Origin of the sequence: Nocardia asteroides, assembly GCF_900637185.1 — a bacterium.
Classification (GTDB): domain Bacteria; phylum Actinomycetota; class Actinomycetes; order Mycobacteriales; family Mycobacteriaceae; genus Nocardia; species Nocardia asteroides.
Genome location: NZ_LR134352.1, coordinates 5,622,262 through 5,642,224 on the forward strand (window position 1 = coordinate 5,622,262; position 19,963 = coordinate 5,642,224).

20 protein-coding genes are annotated in these 19,963 nt (G+C 71.3%); 9 read left to right on the top strand and 11 right to left on the bottom strand.

The window, feature by feature from the left end:
* The first annotated feature begins 122 nt into the window (after positions 1-122).
* Complete coding sequence (locus tag EL493_RS26210) at positions 123-1,112, top strand: class I fructose-bisphosphate aldolase (protein WP_019048137.1); 990 nt, start codon at positions 123-125, stop codon at positions 1,110-1,112.
* Here EL493_RS26210 and EL493_RS32800 read toward each other — a convergent pair whose 3' ends face one another.
* Entirely contained in the window at positions 1,113-2,258 is a 1,146-nt protein-coding gene (locus tag EL493_RS32800; RefSeq protein WP_019048138.1) for a GAF domain-containing sensor histidine kinase, read from the bottom strand. It lies immediately after the preceding gene.
* Positions 2,255-2,923 carry a response regulator gene (locus EL493_RS32805; protein ID WP_019048139.1) on the bottom strand — a complete coding sequence of 223 codons (669 nt, stop codon included), beginning with the start codon at positions 2,921-2,923 and terminating at the stop codon, positions 2,255-2,257. The genes EL493_RS32800 and EL493_RS32805 overlap by 4 nt, the downstream gene beginning before the upstream one ends.
* A 136-nt stretch (positions 2,924-3,059) precedes the next feature.
* On the opposite strand from EL493_RS32805, the gene EL493_RS26220 reads away from it, so the two are divergent.
* Entirely contained in the window at positions 3,060-5,144 is a 2,085-nt protein-coding gene (locus tag EL493_RS26220; RefSeq protein WP_019048140.1) for a transketolase family protein, read from the top strand.
* Positions 5,141-5,878 carry an HAD-IA family hydrolase gene (locus EL493_RS26225; protein WP_019048141.1) on the top strand — a complete coding sequence of 246 codons (738 nt, stop codon included), beginning with the start codon at positions 5,141-5,143 and terminating at the stop codon, positions 5,876-5,878. The genes EL493_RS26220 and EL493_RS26225 overlap by 4 nt, the downstream gene beginning before the upstream one ends.
* 126 nt (positions 5,879-6,004) lie before the next feature.
* Here the strand turns inward: EL493_RS26225 and EL493_RS26230 are convergent, their stop codons facing one another.
* On the bottom strand, positions 6,005-7,435 hold the full coding sequence (locus EL493_RS26230) for a DHA2 family efflux MFS transporter permease subunit (protein WP_019048142.1): 1,431 nt from the start codon (positions 7,433-7,435) through the stop codon (positions 6,005-6,007).
* Positions 7,436-7,482: 47 nt separating this feature from the next.
* Positions 7,483-7,959, bottom strand: a complete 477-nt coding sequence (locus tag EL493_RS26235; RefSeq protein WP_019048143.1) for a MarR family winged helix-turn-helix transcriptional regulator — start codon at positions 7,957-7,959, stop codon at positions 7,483-7,485.
* A gap of 118 nt (positions 7,960-8,077) precedes the next feature.
* Here EL493_RS26235 and EL493_RS26240 point away from each other — a divergent pair, with 118 nt between their 5' ends.
* Complete coding sequence (locus EL493_RS26240) at positions 8,078-9,088, top strand: LLM class flavin-dependent oxidoreductase (protein WP_019048144.1); 1,011 nt, start codon at positions 8,078-8,080, stop codon at positions 9,086-9,088.
* On the opposite strand, the gene EL493_RS26245 is transcribed toward EL493_RS26240, so the two are convergent.
* The gene (locus tag EL493_RS26245) at positions 9,089-9,697 is read right to left on the bottom strand and encodes a DUF4126 domain-containing protein (protein ID WP_019048145.1); all 609 of its coding nucleotides are present in this window, start codon (positions 9,695-9,697) and stop codon (positions 9,089-9,091) included. It lies immediately after the preceding gene.
* 160 nt (positions 9,698-9,857) lie between these two features.
* Here EL493_RS26245 and EL493_RS26250 point away from each other — a divergent pair, with 160 nt between their 5' ends.
* Positions 9,858-11,060: a lipase family protein gene (locus tag EL493_RS26250; RefSeq protein ID WP_051719545.1), complete on the top strand. Its 1,203-nt coding sequence runs from the start codon at positions 9,858-9,860 to the stop codon at positions 11,058-11,060.
* Between the two features lie 64 nt (positions 11,061-11,124).
* Here EL493_RS26250 and EL493_RS26255 read toward each other — a convergent pair whose 3' ends face one another.
* Positions 11,125-11,523: a VOC family protein gene (locus EL493_RS26255; RefSeq protein ID WP_019048147.1), complete on the bottom strand. Its 399-nt coding sequence runs from the start codon at positions 11,521-11,523 to the stop codon at positions 11,125-11,127.
* Positions 11,524-11,626: 103 nt separating this feature from the next.
* On the opposite strand from EL493_RS26255, the gene EL493_RS26260 reads away from it, so the two are divergent.
* Entirely contained in the window at positions 11,627-12,610 is a 984-nt protein-coding gene (locus tag EL493_RS26260; RefSeq protein ID WP_022565612.1) for a helix-turn-helix transcriptional regulator, read from the top strand.
* 13 nt (positions 12,611-12,623) lie between these two features.
* On the opposite strand, the gene EL493_RS26265 is transcribed toward EL493_RS26260, so the two are convergent.
* Positions 12,624-13,517 carry an aldo/keto reductase family oxidoreductase gene (locus EL493_RS26265; RefSeq protein ID WP_019048149.1) on the bottom strand — a complete coding sequence of 298 codons (894 nt, stop codon included), beginning with the start codon at positions 13,515-13,517 and terminating at the stop codon, positions 12,624-12,626.
* A gap of 128 nt (positions 13,518-13,645) precedes the next feature.
* Here EL493_RS26265 and EL493_RS26270 point away from each other — a divergent pair, with 128 nt between their 5' ends.
* The 3 genes from EL493_RS26270 to EL493_RS26280 all read left to right on the top strand — a co-directional run bounded on the left by EL493_RS26270 (position 13,646) and on the right by EL493_RS26280 (position 15,857).
* Positions 13,646-14,089, top strand: a complete 444-nt coding sequence (locus EL493_RS26270; RefSeq protein ID WP_019048150.1) for a winged helix-turn-helix transcriptional regulator — start codon at positions 13,646-13,648, stop codon at positions 14,087-14,089.
* Positions 14,090-14,162: 73 nt separating this feature from the next.
* Entirely contained in the window at positions 14,163-15,005 is an 843-nt protein-coding gene (locus EL493_RS26275) for a helix-turn-helix transcriptional regulator (protein WP_030202879.1), read from the top strand.
* A gap of 87 nt (positions 15,006-15,092) precedes the next feature.
* Positions 15,093-15,857, top strand: coding sequence for a glucose 1-dehydrogenase (locus EL493_RS26280; RefSeq protein WP_019048152.1), 765 nt, complete (start codon positions 15,093-15,095; stop codon positions 15,855-15,857).
* Here EL493_RS26280 and EL493_RS26285 read toward each other — a convergent pair whose 3' ends face one another.
* The 4 genes from EL493_RS26285 to EL493_RS26300 all read right to left on the bottom strand — a co-directional run bounded on the left by EL493_RS26285 (position 15,858) and on the right by EL493_RS26300 (position 19,911).
* Positions 15,858-16,655, bottom strand: coding sequence for an ABC transporter permease (locus EL493_RS26285; RefSeq protein ID WP_022565611.1), 798 nt, complete (start codon positions 16,653-16,655; stop codon positions 15,858-15,860).
* Positions 16,656-16,657: 2 nt separating this feature from the next.
* Complete coding sequence (locus EL493_RS26290) at positions 16,658-17,554, bottom strand: 2-aminoethylphosphonate ABC transporter permease subunit (protein WP_019048154.1); 897 nt, start codon at positions 17,552-17,554, stop codon at positions 16,658-16,660.
* Between the two features lie 91 nt (positions 17,555-17,645).
* The gene (locus EL493_RS26295) at positions 17,646-18,836 is read right to left on the bottom strand and encodes an ABC transporter ATP-binding protein (protein WP_019048155.1); all 1,191 of its coding nucleotides are present in this window, start codon (positions 18,834-18,836) and stop codon (positions 17,646-17,648) included.
* Between the two features lie 28 nt (positions 18,837-18,864).
* Positions 18,865-19,911 carry a 2-aminoethylphosphonate ABC transporter substrate-binding protein gene (locus EL493_RS26300; protein WP_019048156.1) on the bottom strand — a complete coding sequence of 349 codons (1,047 nt, stop codon included), beginning with the start codon at positions 19,909-19,911 and terminating at the stop codon, positions 18,865-18,867.
* Between the last annotated feature and the right edge of the window lie 52 nt (positions 19,912-19,963).

Consider the following 19,963-nt stretch of genomic DNA (forward strand, 5'->3'; position numbering starts at 1 on the left):
CCGTCGGACGTGGTGACCTCAGGTTTCCCAGTTTCACCGGCGATGTCAACGCGGCGGGTTCACACCCCCGCCTCGCCCGCGGGGGTGAGGCGCGAACGGCGCGCGGCTCGCACGCTCGATCGATGACGACACTTCCCGCTCCCACCGCCCTCGCCGCGACCGCCCACCAGCTGACCGGCGCAGGCCGTGGCATCCTCGCCGCCGACGAGTCGATCAAGACCATGTCCGCCCGCCTGGACCAGGAGGGGATCCCGGCGAGCGAGACCGCCCGGCGCGACTATCGCGCCCTGCTGCTCACCGCGCCCGGTCTGGCCGAATGGGTCAGCGGCATCATCCTGTGCGACGAGACCTTCGGCCAGACCCTGCCCGACGGCCGCGCCTTCCCGGTGGCGGCGCGCGAGCTGGGCATCCTGCCCGGGATCAAGGTCGACACCGGCACCACCGCGCTGCCCGGTCAGGGCGGGGCGCTGATCACCGAGGGCCTCGACGGGCTCGGCGCGCGCCTGGCCGCCTACGCCGAGCGGGGCGCCGCCTTCGCCAAGTGGCGGGCGGTGTTCGACGTGCGGACGATCACGCCGTACGCCGCGCACACCAACGGGCACGCGCTGGCCCGCTACGCCGCGTTGTGCCAGGCGCACGGCATCGTGCCGATCGTCGAGCCGGAGCTGCTGTGCACCGGCGACCACGACCTGGCCGCGGCGGCCGAGGCGACCCGGCTGACCTTGTGCTCGGTGTTCACCGCGCTCGACGCCGCGGGTGTCGACCCGGCGGGCATCGTGCTCAAACCGAACTTCGTCACCCCCGGCCTCGACGCCGCGCCGGTTCCGGTGGCGGCGGTGGTGGACGAGACGTTCGCGGTGCTGCGCGACACCGTCCCCGCCGTGGTGCCCGGGATCGCGTTCCTGTCCGGCGGGCAACCGACCGAGCGGGTCTGCGACTACCTGCGGGAGCTGGCGGCCCGCGCGGACCGGCCGTGGACGGTCACCTTCTCGTTCGGCCGGGCGCTGGTCAGCGCGGCGCTGCGCACCTGGGCCGCCGACCTGTCCGATCTCGATGCGGCCCAGCGAGTTCTGCTCGGCAACTGCCGGTCGGCGGCCGCGGCCACCCGCTGATCAGATCGGCAGTTCCACCAGCAGGATGGTCCCCCTGCCCGCCATCGACTCCACCCGCAGCGAGGCCTCCATCAGCGCGCAGCGTTCGGCGATGGAGCTGAGCCCGAAATGCTGGTCTCCGTCGGCGCGCGCGGCCAGCCGTTCGGCGGGGTCGAAACCGACGCCGTCGTCGGAACAGCCGAGCACCACCGAGTCGCCCACGCGGCGCAGCGACACCACGATGCGGCGCGCGCCGGCGTGCTCGACCGCATTGGCCAGGGCCTCCTGGGCGATCCGGTACAGCGCGGCGGCCGCGTGGTCGCCCAGGCCCTCGACGCTGGCGGCGGGATCGACGAGGAAGTCGACGGCGGGTCCGTCGGCGGTGCTCGCCGCGTGCACCAGCGACTCGATCGCGGCGACCAGGCCGAGGTCGTCGAGCACCAGGCTGTGCAGCCCCGAGATCGCCGCCCTGGTCTGGTGATAGGCGACATCGGCCAGCGCGCGGGCGCTGACCAGTTCGGCCCTGGCCCGCGCCAGGGCGCGTGCACCGGCCGCGTCGCCGCCAGGCACATGGGCGGCGAGTTCGGAGACGGTGAGATCGGCGGCGGACAGGTGGAACGCCATCGACGCGAGCGCGGTGGTGACGCCGTCGTGCAGGTCGAAGGCGATGCGGCGGCGTTCGGCCTCCTGCGCCGAGATCGCCTGCTCGACGAGCCGGTCGCGTTCGGTGCGGTGCCGGTTGACCGTGCGCCACAGGCGTTTCGCGTGCAGCGACAGCCCGAGCACCGGCGCGTAGCTCGCGGCGCGGTCGAGGTCGGCGGGGCCGAAGGGCGCGGCGGGGTCGCGGTGGGCGGCCAGCACGCCGACGACGGTGCCGTCGAGGCCGGGCAGCGGCAGGCACATCCGGGCGACGGTCTGCGCGGGTCGCAGTCGTAACAGTGTGCGGTGCAGGGCATTACGTGGCGAGTCCGCGTCGAGCAGGACCGGCTCGCCGGTGCGGGCGACCCGTCCGGTCACCCCGAAGCCGACGGGCAGGGTCAGCGCGGTCGCCGACGGGTGCGCGGGCCAGGCGTCGACGACCCCGAGTTCCTGGTCGTCGACGGCGTAGACCAGCACCCCGTCGGCGCCGAGGAGACCGGCCAGCTCGGCCGCCGAGGGCACGCTCACCGGAACAACCCCTCGCGCAGGGCGACCGCGATCGCCGCGCTGCGCTCGGACACCCCGAGCTTGCGGTACAGGCCGCGGATGTGGGTCTTGACGGTGTCCTCGCTGACCACCAGCTTGCCCGCGACCGCCCGATTCGAGTGCCCGGACACCAGCAGGCCCAGCACCTCCGACTCGCGCTGGGTGAGCCCGAGATGGGCGCCGGGCCAGAACTGTCCGGCCTCCAGCCGGGCGGCGGCCAGCGCGACCCGCCCGGCCAGCGCCGGATCGACCACGGTCTCCCCCTCCCCGGCCCGCAGCAGCTGGGCGACGAGTTCGCGGCCGTCGACGCGTTTGAGGATGTAGCCGACGGCGCCCGCGCGCAGCGCCTGGTAGAGGTAGTGCTCGTCGTCGTACACGGTGAGCAGCACGACCTTGGTCTGCGGGTACCCGCGGGTGATCTGCCTGCACAGGTCGAGTCCGCTGGCCTTGCCCAGCCGCACATCGCACAGCACGATGTCGGGCCGCTGTTCGGCGACGGCGCGCAGCGCGGCGGCCTCGGTGGTGGTGCGGCCGACGATGACGACCTCGTCGGGGAAGTGGCGCAGCATCGCGTCGAGCCCGTGCAGCACCATCTCGTGATCGTCGACGAGCACCAGCCGTAACGGGGTCGGCGGCGGCTCCGGCATGGAGCCAGCCTACGACGGAGAACGCCTGCGGCTCCGGACATTTCCGGGATCTCACCCGTGCGCCCACCCGTCCGGGGGAGGCAGGCGGACCTGGCACGCGGTCGGATGGAACGACCCCGATCAGAAAGGGCGCACCATGCCGGAATCCACTGTTCCCGCCTCGGTCGCCGAGCCGTCGGTCGACACCGATCAGCTCGCCGTCGACACCCTGCGTTTCCTCGCCGCCGACATGGTCGAGGCCGCGAACTCGGGGCATCCGGGCATGCCGATGGGGGCCGCGCCGATGGCGTGGACCCTGTGGAGCAGGCATCTGCGGCACGATCCGGCCGATCCCGGCTGGGCCGACCGGGACCGGTTCGTGCTCTCGGCCGGGCACGGCTCGGCGCTGCTGTACGGACTGCTGCACGTGTTCGGTTACGACCTGCCCGTCGACGAGTTGCGCCGGTTCCGGCAGCTGGGGTCGCGGACGCCGGGTCATCCGGAGTTCGGCGAGACCCCGGGCGTGGAGTGCACGACCGGCCCGCTGGGCCAGGGTTTGGCGATGGCCGTGGGGCTGGCGCTGGCCGAGCGACTCACCCACGCCCGCTACCCCGCGATCACCGACCATCGCACGTACGCGATCGTCGGCGACGGCTGCCTGATGGAGGGGGTGAGCCACGAGGCCGCCTCGCTCGCCGGACACCTGGGACTGGGCAGGCTGATCGTGCTGTGGGACGACAACGCCATCACCATCGACGGCGCGGTCGAGCGGTCCTGTGGTGACGATCAGCGGGCCCGGTTCGCCGCCTACGGCTGGCACACGGAACTGGTGGGCGACGGCACCGACGTCGAGGCGATCGACGCCGCGATCACCCGGGCGAAGGCCGATCCGCGACCGAGCTTCCTCGCGGTCCGCACGGTGATCGGCCACGGCGCCCCCGAGGTGGCGGGTACCGCGGCGGCCCACGGGTCACCGCTGGGCGCCGACCGGCTGGGCCGTGCCAAAGCCGCCGCGGGCTGGGAATTCCCGTCGTTCACCGTGCCCGCGCCGGTGGCGGCACTGTGCGCGGTGCTCGCCGCCGCCGGTGCGCGGGAGCACGCCGACTGGCGGGACCGGTACACCGCATTCGCCACGTCGGCACCGGCACGCGCCACCGAATTCGCCAGGGCGGGTGCGCGAATCCTGCCCGCGGGCCTCGACGCGGCACTGTCGGGCATCGTCGGCACGGCGCCGCGGGCGACCCGCCAATCCTCGCAAGCCTGCCTGACCGCGGCGCTGTCGGTGATGCCGGAACTGATCGGCGGCTCGGCGGATCTCGCGGGATCCACCGGCACGGTCTGCGGCCCGGTGGTCACCAGGGACGACTTCTCGGCCGCCGGAATCGCCTTCGGTATCCGCGAATTCGGGATGGCCGCGATTCTCAACGGCATCAGCCTGCACGGCGGATTCCGGGTGTTCGGCAGCACCTTCCTCGTCTTCGCCGACTACCTGCGTCCCGCGCTCCGCCTGTCGGCGCTCATGCGTCAGCCCGTGATCTATGTGCTCACCCACGACTCGATCGCGGTCGGCGAAGACGGACCCACCCACCAGCCGGTCGAACACATCGAATCCCTCCGCCTGATCCCCGGCTTACAGGTCCTGCGCCCGGCCGGTGACGCCGAAACCGCCCACGCCTGGCACCTGGCCCTCACCCGCACCGACGGGCCGACCGCCCTCATCCTGTCCAGACAGTCTGTGCCCCAGCCGGATTCGACCACCGAACCCGGCTGGACAACTTCCGCAGACCAGGAGATGCGCACCATCGAGACCGTAGCCACGGACTCGGACGGGCAGCCGACCCTGGCCGGCGGCCGGGAGCCGCGAATCGCCGACCCCGTGTCCACCGACGCGGAAGACGCCCTGGCCACGACCGATGACCAGCGCCCACGCACTGTCGAGCTCGTGGCAACCGGCTCGGAGGTGGCGCTCGCGACGGCCGTCGCCGAGCGGCTGCGCGCGGACGGGTATCGCACCCGGGTCGTGTCCGCGCTGGACCGCGGCCGCTACTCCCCCGACCGCGGCGCGCACACCGTCAGCATCGAGGCGGGCAGCACCGCGGGCTGGGCCGGGCTGGTCGACGTGGCGATCGGGATCGACGAGTTCGGGCACAGCGGTCCCGGCGCCGAGGTGATGGCCCGGCACGGGTTCACTGTGGACCGGGTGCTCGAACGGATCCGTGAATCCCTGGGTGGGCTCCGATGACCCGGCTCGCGGCGGTGATCTTCGACGTGGACGGCACCCTCGTCGACAGCGAACGCGACGGCCACCGGGTCGCCTTCAACGCGGCCTTCGCCGAGGCCGGACTGCCCGACCGCTGGGACGTCGACCGCTACGGAGAGCTGCTGCGGATCGCCGGCGGGACCCAGCGGATGACGCACTGGTTCGAAACCACCGGCAGGTCACCGGAACACGCCGCCGAACTGGCCCGGCGCCTGCATCCCCGCAAGACCCAGCTGATGCGGGATCTGGTGCGGGACGGGCTGATCCAACCGCGCCCGGGAGCCCGCGAGCTCATCGAGCGATTGGCCGGCGACGGCATCCCGATGCACGTGGCCACCACCGGCACCCGGGCCTGGGTGGAACCCCTGCTGCGCACCGTGTTCGGGGACGTCTTCGACACCGTGGTCACCGGCACCGAGGTGCCCGACCTCAAACCGAGCCCGGCGGTCTACCTGGAGGTCCTGCACCGCATCCACCTCCATCCCGAACAAGTTGTCGCCGTGGAAGACTCGGCCAACGGGGTGCTGTCCGCCACCGCCGCCCGCATACCCTGCGTAGCGGCTCAGAACGCCTACACCCGCACCCAGGACCTGTCGGCCGCAGTACTCGTCGCCGACGGCCTCGACGACCCGGAGCTGATCACCTGGTTCGGCGAGCACCTCGGCCGGGGCACTCGCCGCGCAGTCCGACCGGGAAGCGGCAACTCGACGACCTGATCCGGGCCGGAGAGCAGTTTCCCCGACCCGGGGAGGACAGCCAGGCGCCACGCGGCCCGATCCGGGAACGACGACCGGGCGGCCCGACCCCGCGGAGGGTCAGGTCGCCTGGTCAGAGACGCGCAGTCAGAAGGCGGGGACCGCTCGAGCAGGCGCGGCGGGGACCACGGTGCCCTGGCGACGCAGCACCGTCGCACTCACCACCAGGGCCGTGGCCAGCAGCCCGGCCGCGACGGCGAAGGCGAGCCGGTAACCGTCGGTCAGGGCCTCGGCCCGCGACGCGCCCGCGGCGAGTTCGGCACCGGTCCTGGTGGCGGCGAGGGTGGACAGCACCGCGATCCCGATCGCCATCCCGATCTGCTGGGTGGTGTTGAACAGTCCCGAGGCGAGTCCGGCGTCGTCGGCGGAGGCACCGGACATGCCCAGCCCCGTCAGCGCGGGCAGTACCAGGCCGCCGCCGGCGATGAGCACCATCATGGGCAGCACGTCGGTGACGTAGTCGGCCTCGACCGGCAACCGGATCAGCCACGACATCCCGGCCAGCAGCAGCGCCAGCCCGGCGATCAGCACGGCGCGCTCCCCGAAGCGGGTGATCAGTCTCGCCGAGGCGAACAGCGAGACCGCGCCGATGGCCACGGCGGCGGGCAGCATGGCCAGGCCGGTCTGCAGGGCGTTGTAGCCCCGCACCTGCTGCAGATACAGCGCCACCAGGATCTGGAACGCGAACATGGCGGCCAGGGTGAGCATCTGGACGACATTGGCGCCTGCCACGGTGCGCGAACGCAGGATCCGCAACGGCAGCAGCGGATCGCGGGCGGTGGCCTGCCGGACGAAGAACCCGGCGAGCAGCGCGGCGGACACGGCGCCGAGGCCGAGGGTGTGCGCGGAAGTCGCGCCGTAGCGCTCGATCTCGACGATGGTGTAGATGCCCAGCATCAGGCCCGCGGTGACCAGCACGGCACCGAGCACATCGGCACCGGCGGCCAGGCCGCGCCCGCGGTCGGCGGGCAGCGCGGAGGCCGCGACCAGCACCGTCACCACTCCGATCGGCACATTGATCAGGAAGATCCAGTGCCAGTTCAGCAGATCGGTGAGCACCCCGCCGAGCACCTGCCCGATCGAGGCACCCGCCGCGCCGGTGAAGCTGAAGACGCCGATGGCGGTGGCTCGTTCGCGCGGGCCGGGGAACAGCGTCACCAGGATGCCGAGCACCACCGCGGCCGACACCGCGCTGCCCACGCCCTGCAGGAACCGCGCGGCCACCAGCACGGCGGGACTCGTCGCCGCGCCCGCCAGCAGCGAGGCGGCGGTGAACACCACCGTGCCCGCGAGGAACATCCGCTTGCGGCCGACCAGGTCGCCGAGGCGCCCGGCCAGCAGGAGCAGACCGCCGAAGGCGATCAGGTAGGCGTTGACGGTCCAGCTCAGACCGGCCGGCGTGAAGCCGAGGTCCGCCTGGATCGCGGGCAGGGCGACGGTGACGATGCTGCCGTCGAGGATGGTCATCAGCGTCGCGGCGGAGAGCACCGCGAGGGCGACGCGCTGAGTCGAGGTCATGAGAATGACCGTACTAGATAGTTTCGTAGCAGACAATCTATAACGGACTATTGCCGCGCGCGACGCGCCGGCGCCGCCTCCACGGCCGTCGACAGATGCCCCTCGACCAGCCGATTCATCGCCCGCAGCAAGGTTTCCCGCTCCGCCTTCGGCAGCGACTCCAGCGCCGCACGATGGACCCCGTCGACGATCTCGGCACTGCGCGCGGCGACCTTCGCCCCGGCCGGGGTCACCGCGATGATGCGAGCCCGCCGGTCGGCGCTCGACGGCTTGCGCTCAGCCAGGCCCGCCTTCTCCAGCGCGTCGACGGTGACGACCATGGTGGTCTTGTCCATGTCGCCGAGTTCGGCGAGCTGCGCCTGCGTGCGCTCGGCCTCCAGCGCGTGCACCAGCACGCAGTGCATCCGCGCGGTCAGCCCGATCTCGGCCAGCGCCGCCGCCATCTGCGTCCGCAGGACATGACTGGTGCGGTCGAGCAGGAAGGACAGGTCAGGTTCGGTGCGCGCGGGCGCGAGTGCGGTCATACGGCCACTATAGTTTCGTCATAGATAATCTGCATTCATCCATAACTGGGGAATCATTTCGGACTGCGGTCCGTTTACCCGGTGACCGCACCGGCCCGTCTCCCGAAACGAGGTTCGTATGGAACTGGGGCTCACCACCTTCGCCGAGCTGTACCCCACCGGCGACCGGCCCGCGCCGACCGCCGCCCAGCGGCTGCGTGAGGTCGTCGACGAGGCCGTCGCGACCGAGGCCGCCGGGCTCGACGTCTACGGCGTCGGCGAGCATCACCGCAAGGATTTCGCGGCCTCCTCCCCCGCCGTCGTGCTGGCCGCGGCTGCCGCGCGCACCGAACGCATCCAGCTGACCAGCGCGGTCACCGTGCTCAGCTCCGACGACCCGGTCCGCGTCTTCCAGGACTTCGCCACCCTCGACGGCCTGTCCGGCGGCCGCGCCGAGCTGATGGCCGGACGCGGCTCGTTCACCGAGTCGTTCCCCCTGTTCGGCTACGACCTGGCCGACTACGACGCGCTGTTCGAGGAGAAGCTGGCACTGCTGCTGCACCTGCGCGAAGAAGGACCGGTGACCTGGCAGGGCCGGTTCCGCGCACCGCTGCGCGAGGCGGTGGTCTACCCGCGCACCGACGGCAGGCCGCTGCCGGTGTGGATCGCGGTGGGCGGCAGTCCCGAATCGGTCGTACGCGCCGGGCTGCTCGGGCTACCGCTGGCGATCGCGATCATCGGCGGCCAGCCGGCCAGGTTCAAGCCGCTGGTGGAGCTGTATCACCGGGCGCTCGCCGAGGGCGGGCACGAGAAGCAGCCGGTGGCGGTGCACGCCCACGGCTATGTCGCCGAGACCGACGCGCAGGCCGTCGCCGACTTCTACGAGCCGTACGCGCTGGCCATGTCGACCATCGGCCGTGAGCGCGGGTGGGGTCCGATGACCCGCGAACAGTTCGACGCGCTGCGCTCACAGAGCGGTTCGCTGTTCGTCGGCACCCCCGACTACGTGGCGGGCAAGATCGCCGAGGTCCGCGACACCCTCGGCCTGGACCGCTTCATGCTGCACACCAGCGTCGGCACGCTGCCGCCGGAGAAGGTGCTCGGCACCATCGACCTGCTGGGCACCAAGGTGGCGCCGCAGGTGCGCTGACTATTCGAGCGCATCGGTCGGCTCGCCCACGCGGGCCGACCGGCGTTCCCGGCGTCGGCGCAGATAGCGGCGGATCCGGCTGGCACAGGCGTACACCACCCACAGCCCGATCGCCAGCAGCACCGCCGCGATCACCGCGGCCAGGATCGGGAAGAACACCGCCAGGGTGAGCACGCCGGCGACGCCCACGTCCTCGACCGTGCTCACCGCGATATTGGTGACCGGTTCCGGCGAGGTGTTGATCGCCATCCGGGTGCCCGCTTTGACGATATGGCTGGCCAGGGCCGTCGTCCCGCCGACCGCGGCGGCGAACAGGGTGGGCAGCGAGTCGTCCTGGCCCGCGATCAGGGCCGACACCACCGCCCCCGAGGCGGGCCGCACCACGGTGTGCACGGCGTCCCAGAACGAGTCCAGGTACGGGATCTTGTCGGCGACCGCCTCGATCAGGAACAGCACCGCGGCCGCGACGAGCACATCGGTGCGCTGGAGTCCGGGTGGCACGTCCTCGGCCCAGCCGATCCGGCCGAACAGCCCGAGCAGGAACACCACCGCATACGCGTTGATCCCGCTGGCCCAGCCCGCGGTGAAGATCAGAGGCAGTACCGACACCCGCCCAGCGTAAGCCCGCGCGGTGACAATCCGCCGGTGGCGAGCACACGATGTCCGCCGAGTAGCTTCGCGATTTTCGCCCGCCCCACGGAGACGGCCGCACTACACTCGCGGTCGCAAACTAGAACACGTTCTCGGGGTGGGAGTTGTGATGCGGCCGATGGTATTTCGGGCGGCGGTGATCGGTGCGATCGCCGCGCTGACGGCGACGTGCGCGGGGTGGGCGACAGCGGTGCCGCTCCCGGAACAGGATTCGTTCTACGCCGAGCCCACCGACCTGGCCGGCCTGGCCGACGGAACTGTGCTCGCGTCCCGCGCCGTGGACACCGAGTCGTTCCGGCAACCGCTGCGCGCCCAGGCATGGCAGCTGCGGTACAAGACGATCGACACGCACGGCGCGCCGCGCGCCTATCTCGCGACGGTGCTGGTCCCGCACGCGCCGTGGACCGGGACCGGACCGCGCCCGCTGCTGTCCTACCAGGTCGCCGAAGACGGCGCCGGCTCGCAGTGCGCGCCCTCCTACGCCCTGCGCGGCGGCGGCCCGAGCAACGCCTACGGCGAGACCGGCGTGATCGCCCTCGCCGTGCAACAGGGCTGGGCGGTGGTCGTCCCGGACTACCAGGGCCCCGACTCCGACCTGTTCGGCGCCGACGGCTCCGCGCACGGCGTTCTGGACGGCATCCGCGCCGCCCGAGCCTTCGCGCCCGCGGCGATCGACCCCGCGGCCCCGATCGGCCTCTGGGGCTACTCCGGCGGAGCCCAGGCCACCGCCATCGCCGCCCAGGCGCAGAGCGCCTACGCCCCGGAGCTGCTGCGCCTGGCCGGGGTCGCGCTGGGCGGTGTCGTCGCCGACCTCGAGGCCACCATGTCCGGCTTCAGCGGCGGCGTGCTGGGCGGCGCGGTCGTGGTCGGCCTGGTGGGACTGAACCGCTCCTACCCCGAGGCCGGCATCCCCCGCTACCTCAACGATTCCGGCCGCGCGAAACTCGCCGCGAGCCAGTCCCACTGCATGCACGACGCGGCCCTCGCCTACCCCTTCCTCGACGCGGCGACACTGGAGGCCTGGCCCGGTTCGATCACCGACAACCCCGCGGTGAGCGAGACAACTCGCAAGGCCAGCCCCCTGTTCCTCCCCGGCTCCCCCACCGCGCCCACCCTGATCTACCACGCGGTCCCCGACGCGATGTCCCCCATCGCCGCGGCTCGCGCCCTGTCCGAGAAATACTGCGCCACCGGCACTCCCGTGCACCGAGTCGAGGACCCGATCGGCGACCACGGCACCGAAGCCATGGTGGGTCTGCCGACCGCCATGTCCTACCTCGCCGACCGCTTCACCGGAAAGCCCGCACCGAACACCTGCTGATCGGGCCCGCCGCCCCGGTCGGCACCGTGACCGAGGGCGGCCTGCGGAGCCGCGTGTGCGGATATCACTCGGCGAACTTCGCGACAGCCTGCTCGGTGACCGGGGTGAAGAGGTTGATCAGGTTCCCGTCGGGATCGCGAAACAGCAACGACCGGTTCCCCCACGGCATCGTCGTGGGCTCGTTGACGAAATCCTCGATCGTCGCGCGCAACCGCCGGTATTCGGCATCGACGTCGGAGACCAGGAATTCGATGATCGCCGTGTGATTGTCGGCCGGGCGCGCGCTGCCCGCGGCGAACAGCGCCACGGTGCGGGTGCTGCCGATCGCGAGGGCGCCGGCCGGGGTGACGATCTCCGCGAAGTCCGGTGTGGCCCAGTGCGGTTCGACGCCGGTCACATGGCGATAGAAACTGACCAGCCGCTGGATGTCGTCGGTGATCAGTCGGATCGAGACGAGCTTCATCGTGTGCTCCTGCTGTCGGATGCGGCGGAGGTTCCACCGCCGCAGGCCACGGTAGAGCCGATACCGGACAGTTTCCGCCCGGTATGAATGCGAGAATTTCCCGATGACGCGCCCCACCGCCCGAGTGCTGGCCCTGCTCGAGCTGTTGCAGACCGGCGGCACGCATACCGTCGGCGCACTCGCCGGACGGCTCGGCGTCGATGAACGCACCGTCCGGCGATACGTCACCCACCTCCTCGACCTGGACATCCCGGTGCGATCGGTGCGGGGCCGCTACGGCGGATACCGGCTCGCTCCCGGATACCGGATGCCACCGCTGATGCTGACCGACGACGAGGCGGTAGCCGTGCTGCTCGGGCTCCTCACCAGCCGAGGCGCCGACCGGCCGACAGCCGCCGCCCGCGCCGCCGACAGCGCGACGGCCAAACTCCGCCGCGTCCTGCCCCCACGTCTGACGGCCCGGCTGGACGCCGTGATCGACACCGTCGAATTCACCGCCGACGAGCGCCCGGACGTGGCTGTCGAGACTTCCGTCCTGCTCCGGCTCGCCGAGGCCACCCGCGAGCACCGACCGGTCGCACTCGGGTACACCGACCGAAACGGACGGACCAGCCAACGGATCGTGCACCCCTACGGGCTCGTCCGCCACTCCGGCCGGTGGTATGTGACGGTCATGGACAGCGACAGCGACGAACTACGCCGGTTCCGGCTGGACCGCATCACCGCGGTGACCACCCAGCCCGGAACATTCACTCCCCCCGCGGAATTCGAGCCGGCCGCGCATCTGCTGTCCGCACTGGCCACCGCGCCCTACCGCCACGAGGTCTCGGTCCGGGTCCAGGGCACGCTCGCCCAGGTCCGCCCGCTGCTCCCCGAAACGATCGCGACCGTCCACGAGATCGACCCCCAGCGCGCCGACACCGACCCGTGGGTCCGGATCCGCATCCGCGCCGAACGACTCGACTGGATCCCCGCCCTGCTCGCGAGCCTGCACCGCCCGTTCGTCATCGAGCACCCCGACACCCTCAACGACGCCGTACGCGCCCTGGCCCACCGACTCACCGAGGCCGCCGACACCGCGCCATGAGCAGCAGCTTCGGCTACGCCTCCTCGGAACTCGACTCGTGACTGATCTGTTCCAGTTCATCGATGTCCTTGCCGGAGAGCGGCAGTCCCGCGCCGACGAGGTTCTCGCGCAGGTGGGTCGTCGACGAAGTGCCGGGGATCAGCAGGATATTCGGTGACCGTTGCAGCAGCCAGGCCAGGGCGACCGACATCGGTGTCACGTTCATCCGGGCGGCGACGGCCGACAACGCTGCGGACTGCAGCGGGGTGAAGCCACCGAGTGGGAAGAACGGTACGTAGGCGATGCCCTGCCCGGCGAGGCGGTCGATCAGTCCGTCGTCTCGGCGGTAGGCCAGGTTGTACATGTTCTGCACACACACGATCGGCGCGATCGTCTGCGCTTCGGCGACCTGTTCGGCCGTCGCGTTGCTCACGCCGAGGTGGCGGATCAGCCCTCGCTGCTGGAGTTCGGCGAGGGTCTCGAAGGACTCCGCGAGTGAACCGGGTTGCGGCCCTGCGGCATCGCCCAGCCGGAGGTTGACCACGTCGAGCGCGTCGAGGCCGAGCGCCCGCACGTTCTCGTGGACTGCGCGGCGCAGCTGATCGGGTCGTCGGGCCGGAGGCCAGCCACCCCGCTGATCGCGGGTCGCGCCGACCTTGGTCACGATATGTAGCTGCTCGGGGTACGGGTGCAGCGCTTCGCGGATCAGCTGATTGGTGACGCGTGGCCCGTAGGCGTCGGCGGTATCGATGTGGGTGATGCCGAAGTCGACGACCGCGCGCAGGACGGCGAGCGCGCCGTCGCGATCGGCGGGCGGCCCCATGACCCCAGGTCCGGCGAGCTGCATCGCGCCGTAACCGAATCGGGTGACAGTCAGGTCACCCAGGGTCCAGGTTCCCCCGGGTAGCGCGAGGGAGGGTGCGTTCATATCTCTGCCTTTCATCTCGAACTGGTTGGCACCGACAGGAGCCTCGCTTCAGCATCGACAGGTAGGTTGCCCCCAGGAAGTAGGCACTTCCCAGTGCCTAACTCACCCGCGGGTTGGAGGAGCGACTGATGGCGACGATGACGGCAGCCCAGAAGAGAGCCCGGTCGAAGTCCGAATACGACGCGTTCCTGGCAGCGTGCCCGAGCCGCAAACTGCTCGAACGAATCTCCGACAAATGGGTCACTCTGATCGTGACCGCGCTCGCCACCGGCGGATCGCGTCAGCCTGTCGACCCCTGCGCCGGGGAGCCGGGTGCCATGCGGTACTCGGAGTTGTCGCGTGTGCTGGCGGGCGTCAGCCAGAAGATGCTCACCCAAACGCTGCGTTCGCTGGAGCGAGACGGTCTGATCACCCGCACCGTGACGCCGACTGTGCCCGTGACCGTCTCCTACGAACTGACCGACCTCGGCCTCTCACTGCACGAACTGGTCCGTGAGATCAAGGGCTGGGCCGAGACGCACATGGACGAGGTACTCGCCAACCGCGCGGCACACGACACCCGCCTCGACTGACCCCACGAAAGCCACACCGCCCGTCCATCCACGGACTTCCGGACCATACCGACCCCGTTGCTACCTTGGTTCCATGGTCAGTGCGGCATCCGCCCGGCGACGCGAAGAATTGCGCGATTTCCTGCGGTCACGGCGAGCCCGGGTCCGGCCCGGCGATGTCGGCCTGCCCGCGGTGGGACGGCGGCGTACGCCCGGACTACGGCGCGAAGAGGTCGCCATGTTGGCCGGGGTCGGGGTGTCCTGGTACACGTGGCTGGAGCAGGGGCGTGACATCACGGTGTCGGGTGAGGTGCTCGACGCGGTGGCGGGGGTGTTGCGGTTGAGTGGGCCCGAGCGGGCGCATTTGTATCTGCTGGCGGGGTTGAATCCGCCGGCGGCGAGTGCGGTGGCGGGGACGGTGGTGACGCCGGAGATCCGGGAGCTGCTCGACGGCTGGGAGCGTGGGCCCGCGGTGGTGCGGGATCGGTATTGGAACATCTTGGCGTTCAACGTGTTGGCGGGCCGGGTGTTCGGTTGTGACGACGGCGCGCCGCACAACTGCCTGGTCACCTTCTTCACCAGTCCGCGCTACCGCGAACTGCCCGAGCTGTGGGATGCGGCGGCGCCCGGGGTGGTCGCCGCCTATCGGGCCGATGCGGCGCTGGCTCCGCACGACGACGAATTCCATCGGGTGGCGCGCGAACTCGCTGTCGTCGAACCCGAGTTCGCGCGGCTGTGGGACCGTCACGAGGTCGATGTTCCGGTGCAGGCGGTGAACGCCCTGCGTCATCCCGAGGTGGGTGAGTTGTTCTTCGACGCGACGACGTTGATCGTCGCCGATCAGCCGAACTGGTCTGTGGTGCTGTACAACCCGAAACCGGGCACCGACACCGTCGAACGCCTCGCCCGCCTGCCGCGGCTGCGTGTCTCCGCCTGACGGTGACGAACGCCGTGAGCCTGGTGGTACCACTCCCCCGATAACTGCGCACTGCCTCGACCGCCCGCAGGCGGCCACGCTGAGACCATGACGCACAACAGTTCTCGATTCGACAGCAAGACGGCGCTGATCACCGGCGGTAGCAGCGGGATGGGGCTGGCCACCGCGCAGCGGCTCGTCGCCGAGGGCGCCCAGGTCGTGGTGACCGGCCGGGACAAGGCGCGGCTCGATGCCGCCGTGGCGGAACTCGGTCCGCGCGCGCACGGGATCGCCGGTGATGTCACCGATCTCGGCCACCTCGACACCATGGTCGCCGCCGTGGCCGACCGCTTCGGCCGCGTGGACGTCCTCTTCGCCAATGCGGGCATCGGCTCGTTCCAGCCGATCGATCAGGTGGACGGTGCCCTGTTCGACGATGTCATCGCCGCCAATGTCAAGGCCGCGTTCTTCACCATCCAGAAGACACTGCCCCTGCTGCCCGAACACGCGGCCATCGTGATCAACGCGTCCTTCGGCCTGCACCGCGGCGTCCCAGGGGCGGCTCTGTACTCGGCGAGCAAGGCCGCCGTGCACAACCTCACCCGCACCCTCGCCGCCGAACTGGCGCCGCGCCGCATCCGGGTGAACTCGGTGAGCCCCGGCTATATCGACACCCCGGCCTTCCGCGCCGAACTCTCCGAGGCCGCGCAGGCGGGCGTCGGCGCGTTGTCGCCTGCGGGCCGGGTCGGTACCGCCGACGAGGTGGCCGCCGCGGTCGCGTTCCTCGCTTCCGCCGACGCGGCCTACGTCAACGGCCACGATCTGCGCGTCGACGGCGGCCTCACCGCCGTCGACGCCGCCGCGCTCCTCTGATCAGCGGAGTGCGGCGCGACCGCGGAGCCGGCCGAGGACGACCAGCACCAGCAGGGTCACCGCCACGAGGACGGTGGTTCCGGCGGCGGCGTCGAAGACCTCGCCACGGTCGGTCTGGGCGAAGATGCTGACGGGCAGGGTTTTCCAGGTGGCCGGGTAGACCATGATGGTCGCGCCGAGTTCGCCCATGGACAGGGCGATCGCGAGGCCGGCGGCGGCGCCGAGAGCGGGGAGCAGCAGGGGCAGGGTCACCTGGCACAGGACCCGGATCGGGCCCGCGCCGAGGGATTCGGCGGCCTGGCGGTAGGCGGGGTCGAGGCGGTCCAATGCCGCCGAGACGGCGCTGAACGCGTAGGCGAGGACCAGCACGGTGTGCGCCACGATCACGATCCACTTGGTGCCGCCCAGCAGCAGCGGACGCTCGTTGAACGCGATGAGCACCCCCAGGCCCACGGCGACCGACGGAACAGCGACGGGGAGGTGGAACACCGCGTCGGTGACGCGGCGGACCCAGTCGGGCGCTTCCCGGGACGCCAGTGCCGCCCAGGTCCCGAGGACCAGCGAGACGGCGCCTGCCAGCAGCGCGGTCTGCAGGCTCACCGACAGGCTGGCGACCTGTTCACCGCTGAGCGCGGTGCCCAGATTGGCGAAGCCGAGGTCCGACGGCAGCGGGCCGGTCCAGCTGCCCGCGAACGCCGCCGCGACCACGGTGGCGATCGGGGCGACGAAGACCACCGCGACCACCAGCGCGAACACGCCCAGTACCAGTGCTTTTCCGCGCGGGCTCCAGACGAGCACGATCAGTTTCCCTTCGGGCGGGCGGTGAACCGGGCGAACACGAACCGGTAGGCGAGGTAGAGCGACAGCGAGAGCAGGACCTGCACGGAGGCCAGCACGGCGGCGCCGGGCAGGTCGAAGGTGACGATGCCGCGGGTGTAGATCAAGGCGGGCAGGGTGATCACGCCCTTGGCGCCGGTGAACAGGACGATCCCGAATTCGTTGAGGGTCAGCAGCAGGACCAGGCTGCCGCCCGCCGCCAGCGCGGGCCACGCCTCGGGCAGCACCACCTGGCGCAGGACCCGCCAGGGCGAGGCACCCAGGCTCGCGGCCACGTCGAGTTGTTCGCGCGGCAGTTGCGCGAACGCCGCGAGCAGCGGCCGCACCACGAACGGGGTGAAATAGGTGATCTCGGCCAGGATCACCCCCAGCGGCGTGGTCAGAAAGTCGACGACCGGGCTTGTCGCACCGGTCAATTCGGCCAGCAGCGCGTTCACCGCGCCCGCCGTGCCGTAGAGGAAGGTGAAGGCCAGGGTGATCAGGAACGAGGGCAGCGTCAGGATCGTGTCGATGAGCCTGCCCACCACCCCGGAGCCCGGGAACGGCACGAAGGCGAGCACGATCGCCAGGAAGGTGCCGAGAACCAGGCAGCCCGCCGTCGCGCAGACCGCGATGGACACGGTGCGCCACAGCGCGTCCAGGAACGCCGCCGACCCGAGCACCGAGGTCCACACTTCGGTGCCGCGTCCGGTCGGGGTTCGGGTGGACTCGGTGAGCACCCGCAGAATCGGGTAGCCGGCGATGCCGAGCACCACGAGGACGGGCGGCAGCGTCCACAGCATCGGCAGCCAGGAACGCTGCGGGACAACGTTGTTCGACGCGGCCTCGGGATCCGGCCGGTCGAGCACCGGCGCGCTCATCGCCGCACCTCGCGGCCACGATGCGCCACGGGCGACATCCGGACCCGTGGCGGCGCACCGGTGCGGAACCTTCGACGACACACCAGCCCTGTCATGACGCGCCCTCCTGCCCGCGACCGGCGCCGACCGTGTTCGGGATGAGCACGCCCGCGGGGTCGGGCAACCGCATGCCGACCACCGCCCCGACCTCGCCGGTGTAATGCCCCGGCACGTCGACAGCGATCGCGTCGGGCAGCCCGTCGACGGCCAGCTCGACCCGGGTGGACGCGCCGCGCCACACCACGCTCGCCACGGTCGCCCGCAGCGCGTCCCGCTCGCCCGGCTTACCGAGCGTGATGGTGTGCGGCCGGATGCACAGCAGGGCCGCGTCGCCGGGCGCCCAGTCGGCCAGGCCGACGCCGGGTTTCGGCGCGTGCGCCCGCAGGGTACTGGTGCCCGCGGTGACCAGCGCCGCGGTGCCGGAGACGTGATTCACGGTGCACGGCACCAGGTTCGCGCCGCCGAGGAACGCGGCGGTGAACTCGGTGGGCGGACGCTGCCAGAGGTTCTCGGCGGTGTCGATGTCGACCAGCCGGGCCTCCCGCATCACCGCGATCCGGTCGGCCAGCGCCAGCGCCTCGGCCTGATCATGGGTGACATACAGCATCGCGGTGTCGGGCAACGCTGTGCGCAACTGCTGCAGCTCCCCGAGCATCGAGTGCCGCAGCTGCGCGTCGAGCGCGGCCAGCGGCTCGTCGAGCAGCAGCACGCGCGGCCGGATGGCCAGCGCGCGGGCGATGGCCACCCGCTGCTGCTGACCACCGGACAGCTCGCGCGGCAGCCGCCGGGCATAGCCGTCCATGCCGACCATCGCCAGCGCCTCGACGACCCGCGCGCCGATCTCGGCCCGCGGCACCCGCTGCGACTTCAGCCCGAACGCGACATTGTCGTGCACGCTCATGTGCGGGAACAGCGCGTAGGACTGGACCACGACCCCGATCCCACGCTTGGCGGGCGACAGTCCCGTAACATCGCGCCCGCTCAGCCGGACCGTGCCCGAGGTGGGCCGGACAAACCCGGCCAGCGCCTTGAGCGCGGTCGACTTGCCCGACCCGCTCGGGCCGAGCAGCGCGACGGTCTCGCCGACGGCGACGCGCAGCGTGAAATCGGTCAGCGCGACCGCGGCCTTGCGGCCCCTGCCGTAGCTGACCCCGACCCGGTCGAACACGATCGCCGGCTCGTTCGTCGCCGTCCCGGTGGGGGCGGCGGTGGCGGACTTCGTACCGAGGTCACCGTCGGACATCGTCAACTCCTCTCCCGCGCAGCCTGATTCAGCTGCCGGTGGCCTTCTGGTAGGCGGCCAGGTCGGCGTCGAGATCGGTGAGCACCGCGTTCCAGTCGACCGGGACGACCTCTACCCCGCGCAGGGTCGCGGCCGGTCCGCCGTCGGCGGGGGCCGGCACATCGGTGCGCGGCGAGACGGCGAACGCCTCGGGGCCCAGCTCGGCCTGCGCGTCGATGGCGAGCAGGAAGCTCATCAGCTCGGTGGCTTCGTCCTTGTGCGGGGCGCCCTTGGCCAGGCCCATCACGTACGGCACCGACACGGTGGACCGCTTGCCCGCCGCGGCGGGGAAGAACACGTCGAACTTCGAGCCCTTCTCCTTGACCGTGGTCAGGTTCATCTGGACGTCGCCGTTGGCGATGAGCAGCTCGCCCTTGTCGACCTTGGCCTGCAGCTTGCCGGTGGACGAGGACGGGCCGACATTGTTGGCCTGCAGCGCGGCCAGGTAGTCCAGCGCGCCCTGCTTGCCGCGCAACTGCTGCAACAGCACCAGCACCGCGGTGCCGTCACCGGCCTGGCCGGGAGTGGAGTACTGCAGCTTTCCCTTGTACTCCGGCTTCAGCAGGTCGTCCCAGGTGAGCGCGGCGGACTCGACCGACGGGTTGGCGATGAAGCACAAATAGTTGTTGGCCAGGGTGACGTAGGTGCCCTCGGCATCCTTGTCGGTGGCCGGGATCGCGGCGGTGTCGATGCCGCTGGGCTGCAACAGCCCCGACTGCTTGGCCTTCTGGATGAACGGCGGCAGGGTCACCACCACGTCGGCCTGCGGGTTGGACTGCTCCTTGTCGACCCGGTTGACGACCTCGCCGGACCCGGCCTCCACCAGGTTGACCGCGATGCCGGTCTGTTCGGTGAACTCCGCGAAGCGGTTCTTGTACCAGCCGCCGACACCGTCGGCGGAGTACACGGTGACGGTCTTGCCGCCGGTGGATTCGGTGCCGGTGCCGCCGCAGGCCGCGGTGAACGCGACGGCGGTGACGCCGGCCAGCAGCAGCGCGACCCTGGACAGGCGGCGCGCGGTGAGGGAAGTACGCACGATGACAGCAACTTTCGTGTGGAAGCCGAGGGAAATCGAAGGGACGGTGGAT

Coding starts and splice junctions, on each gene's coding strand:
- EL493_RS26210 (WP_019048137.1), top strand. CDS start 123: ATGACGACACTTCCCGCTCCCACCGCCCTCGCCGCGACCGCCCACCAG.
- EL493_RS26275 (WP_030202879.1), top strand. CDS start 14,163: ATGGTCAGTGCGGCATCCGCCCGGCGACGCGAAGAATTGCGCGATTTC.
- EL493_RS26220 (WP_019048140.1), top strand. CDS start 3,060: ATGCCGGAATCCACTGTTCCCGCCTCGGTCGCCGAGCCGTCGGTCGAC.
- EL493_RS26270 (WP_019048150.1), top strand. CDS start 13,646: ATGGCGACGATGACGGCAGCCCAGAAGAGAGCCCGGTCGAAGTCCGAA.
- EL493_RS26280 (WP_019048152.1), top strand. CDS start 15,093: ATGACGCACAACAGTTCTCGATTCGACAGCAAGACGGCGCTGATCACC.
- EL493_RS26230 (WP_019048142.1), bottom strand. CDS start 7,435: ATGACCTCGACTCAGCGCGTCGCCCTCGCGGTGCTCTCCGCCGCGACG.
- EL493_RS26250 (WP_051719545.1), top strand. CDS start 9,858: ATGGTATTTCGGGCGGCGGTGATCGGTGCGATCGCCGCGCTGACGGCG.
- EL493_RS26255 (WP_019048147.1), bottom strand. CDS start 11,523: ATGAAGCTCGTCTCGATCCGACTGATCACCGACGACATCCAGCGGCTG.
- EL493_RS26235 (WP_019048143.1), bottom strand. CDS start 7,959: ATGACCGCACTCGCGCCCGCGCGCACCGAACCTGACCTGTCCTTCCTG.
- EL493_RS26295 (WP_019048155.1), bottom strand. CDS start 18,836: ATGTCCGACGGTGACCTCGGTACGAAGTCCGCCACCGCCGCCCCCACC.
- EL493_RS26225 (WP_019048141.1), top strand. CDS start 5,141: ATGACCCGGCTCGCGGCGGTGATCTTCGACGTGGACGGCACCCTCGTC.
- EL493_RS26260 (WP_022565612.1), top strand. CDS start 11,627: ATGACGCGCCCCACCGCCCGAGTGCTGGCCCTGCTCGAGCTGTTGCAG.
- EL493_RS32805 (WP_019048139.1), bottom strand. CDS start 2,923: ATGCCGGAGCCGCCGCCGACCCCGTTACGGCTGGTGCTCGTCGACGAT.
- EL493_RS26240 (WP_019048144.1), top strand. CDS start 8,078: ATGGAACTGGGGCTCACCACCTTCGCCGAGCTGTACCCCACCGGCGAC.
- EL493_RS26290 (WP_019048154.1), bottom strand. CDS start 17,554: ATGAGCGCGCCGGTGCTCGACCGGCCGGATCCCGAGGCCGCGTCGAAC.
- EL493_RS26265 (WP_019048149.1), bottom strand. CDS start 13,517: ATGAACGCACCCTCCCTCGCGCTACCCGGGGGAACCTGGACCCTGGGT.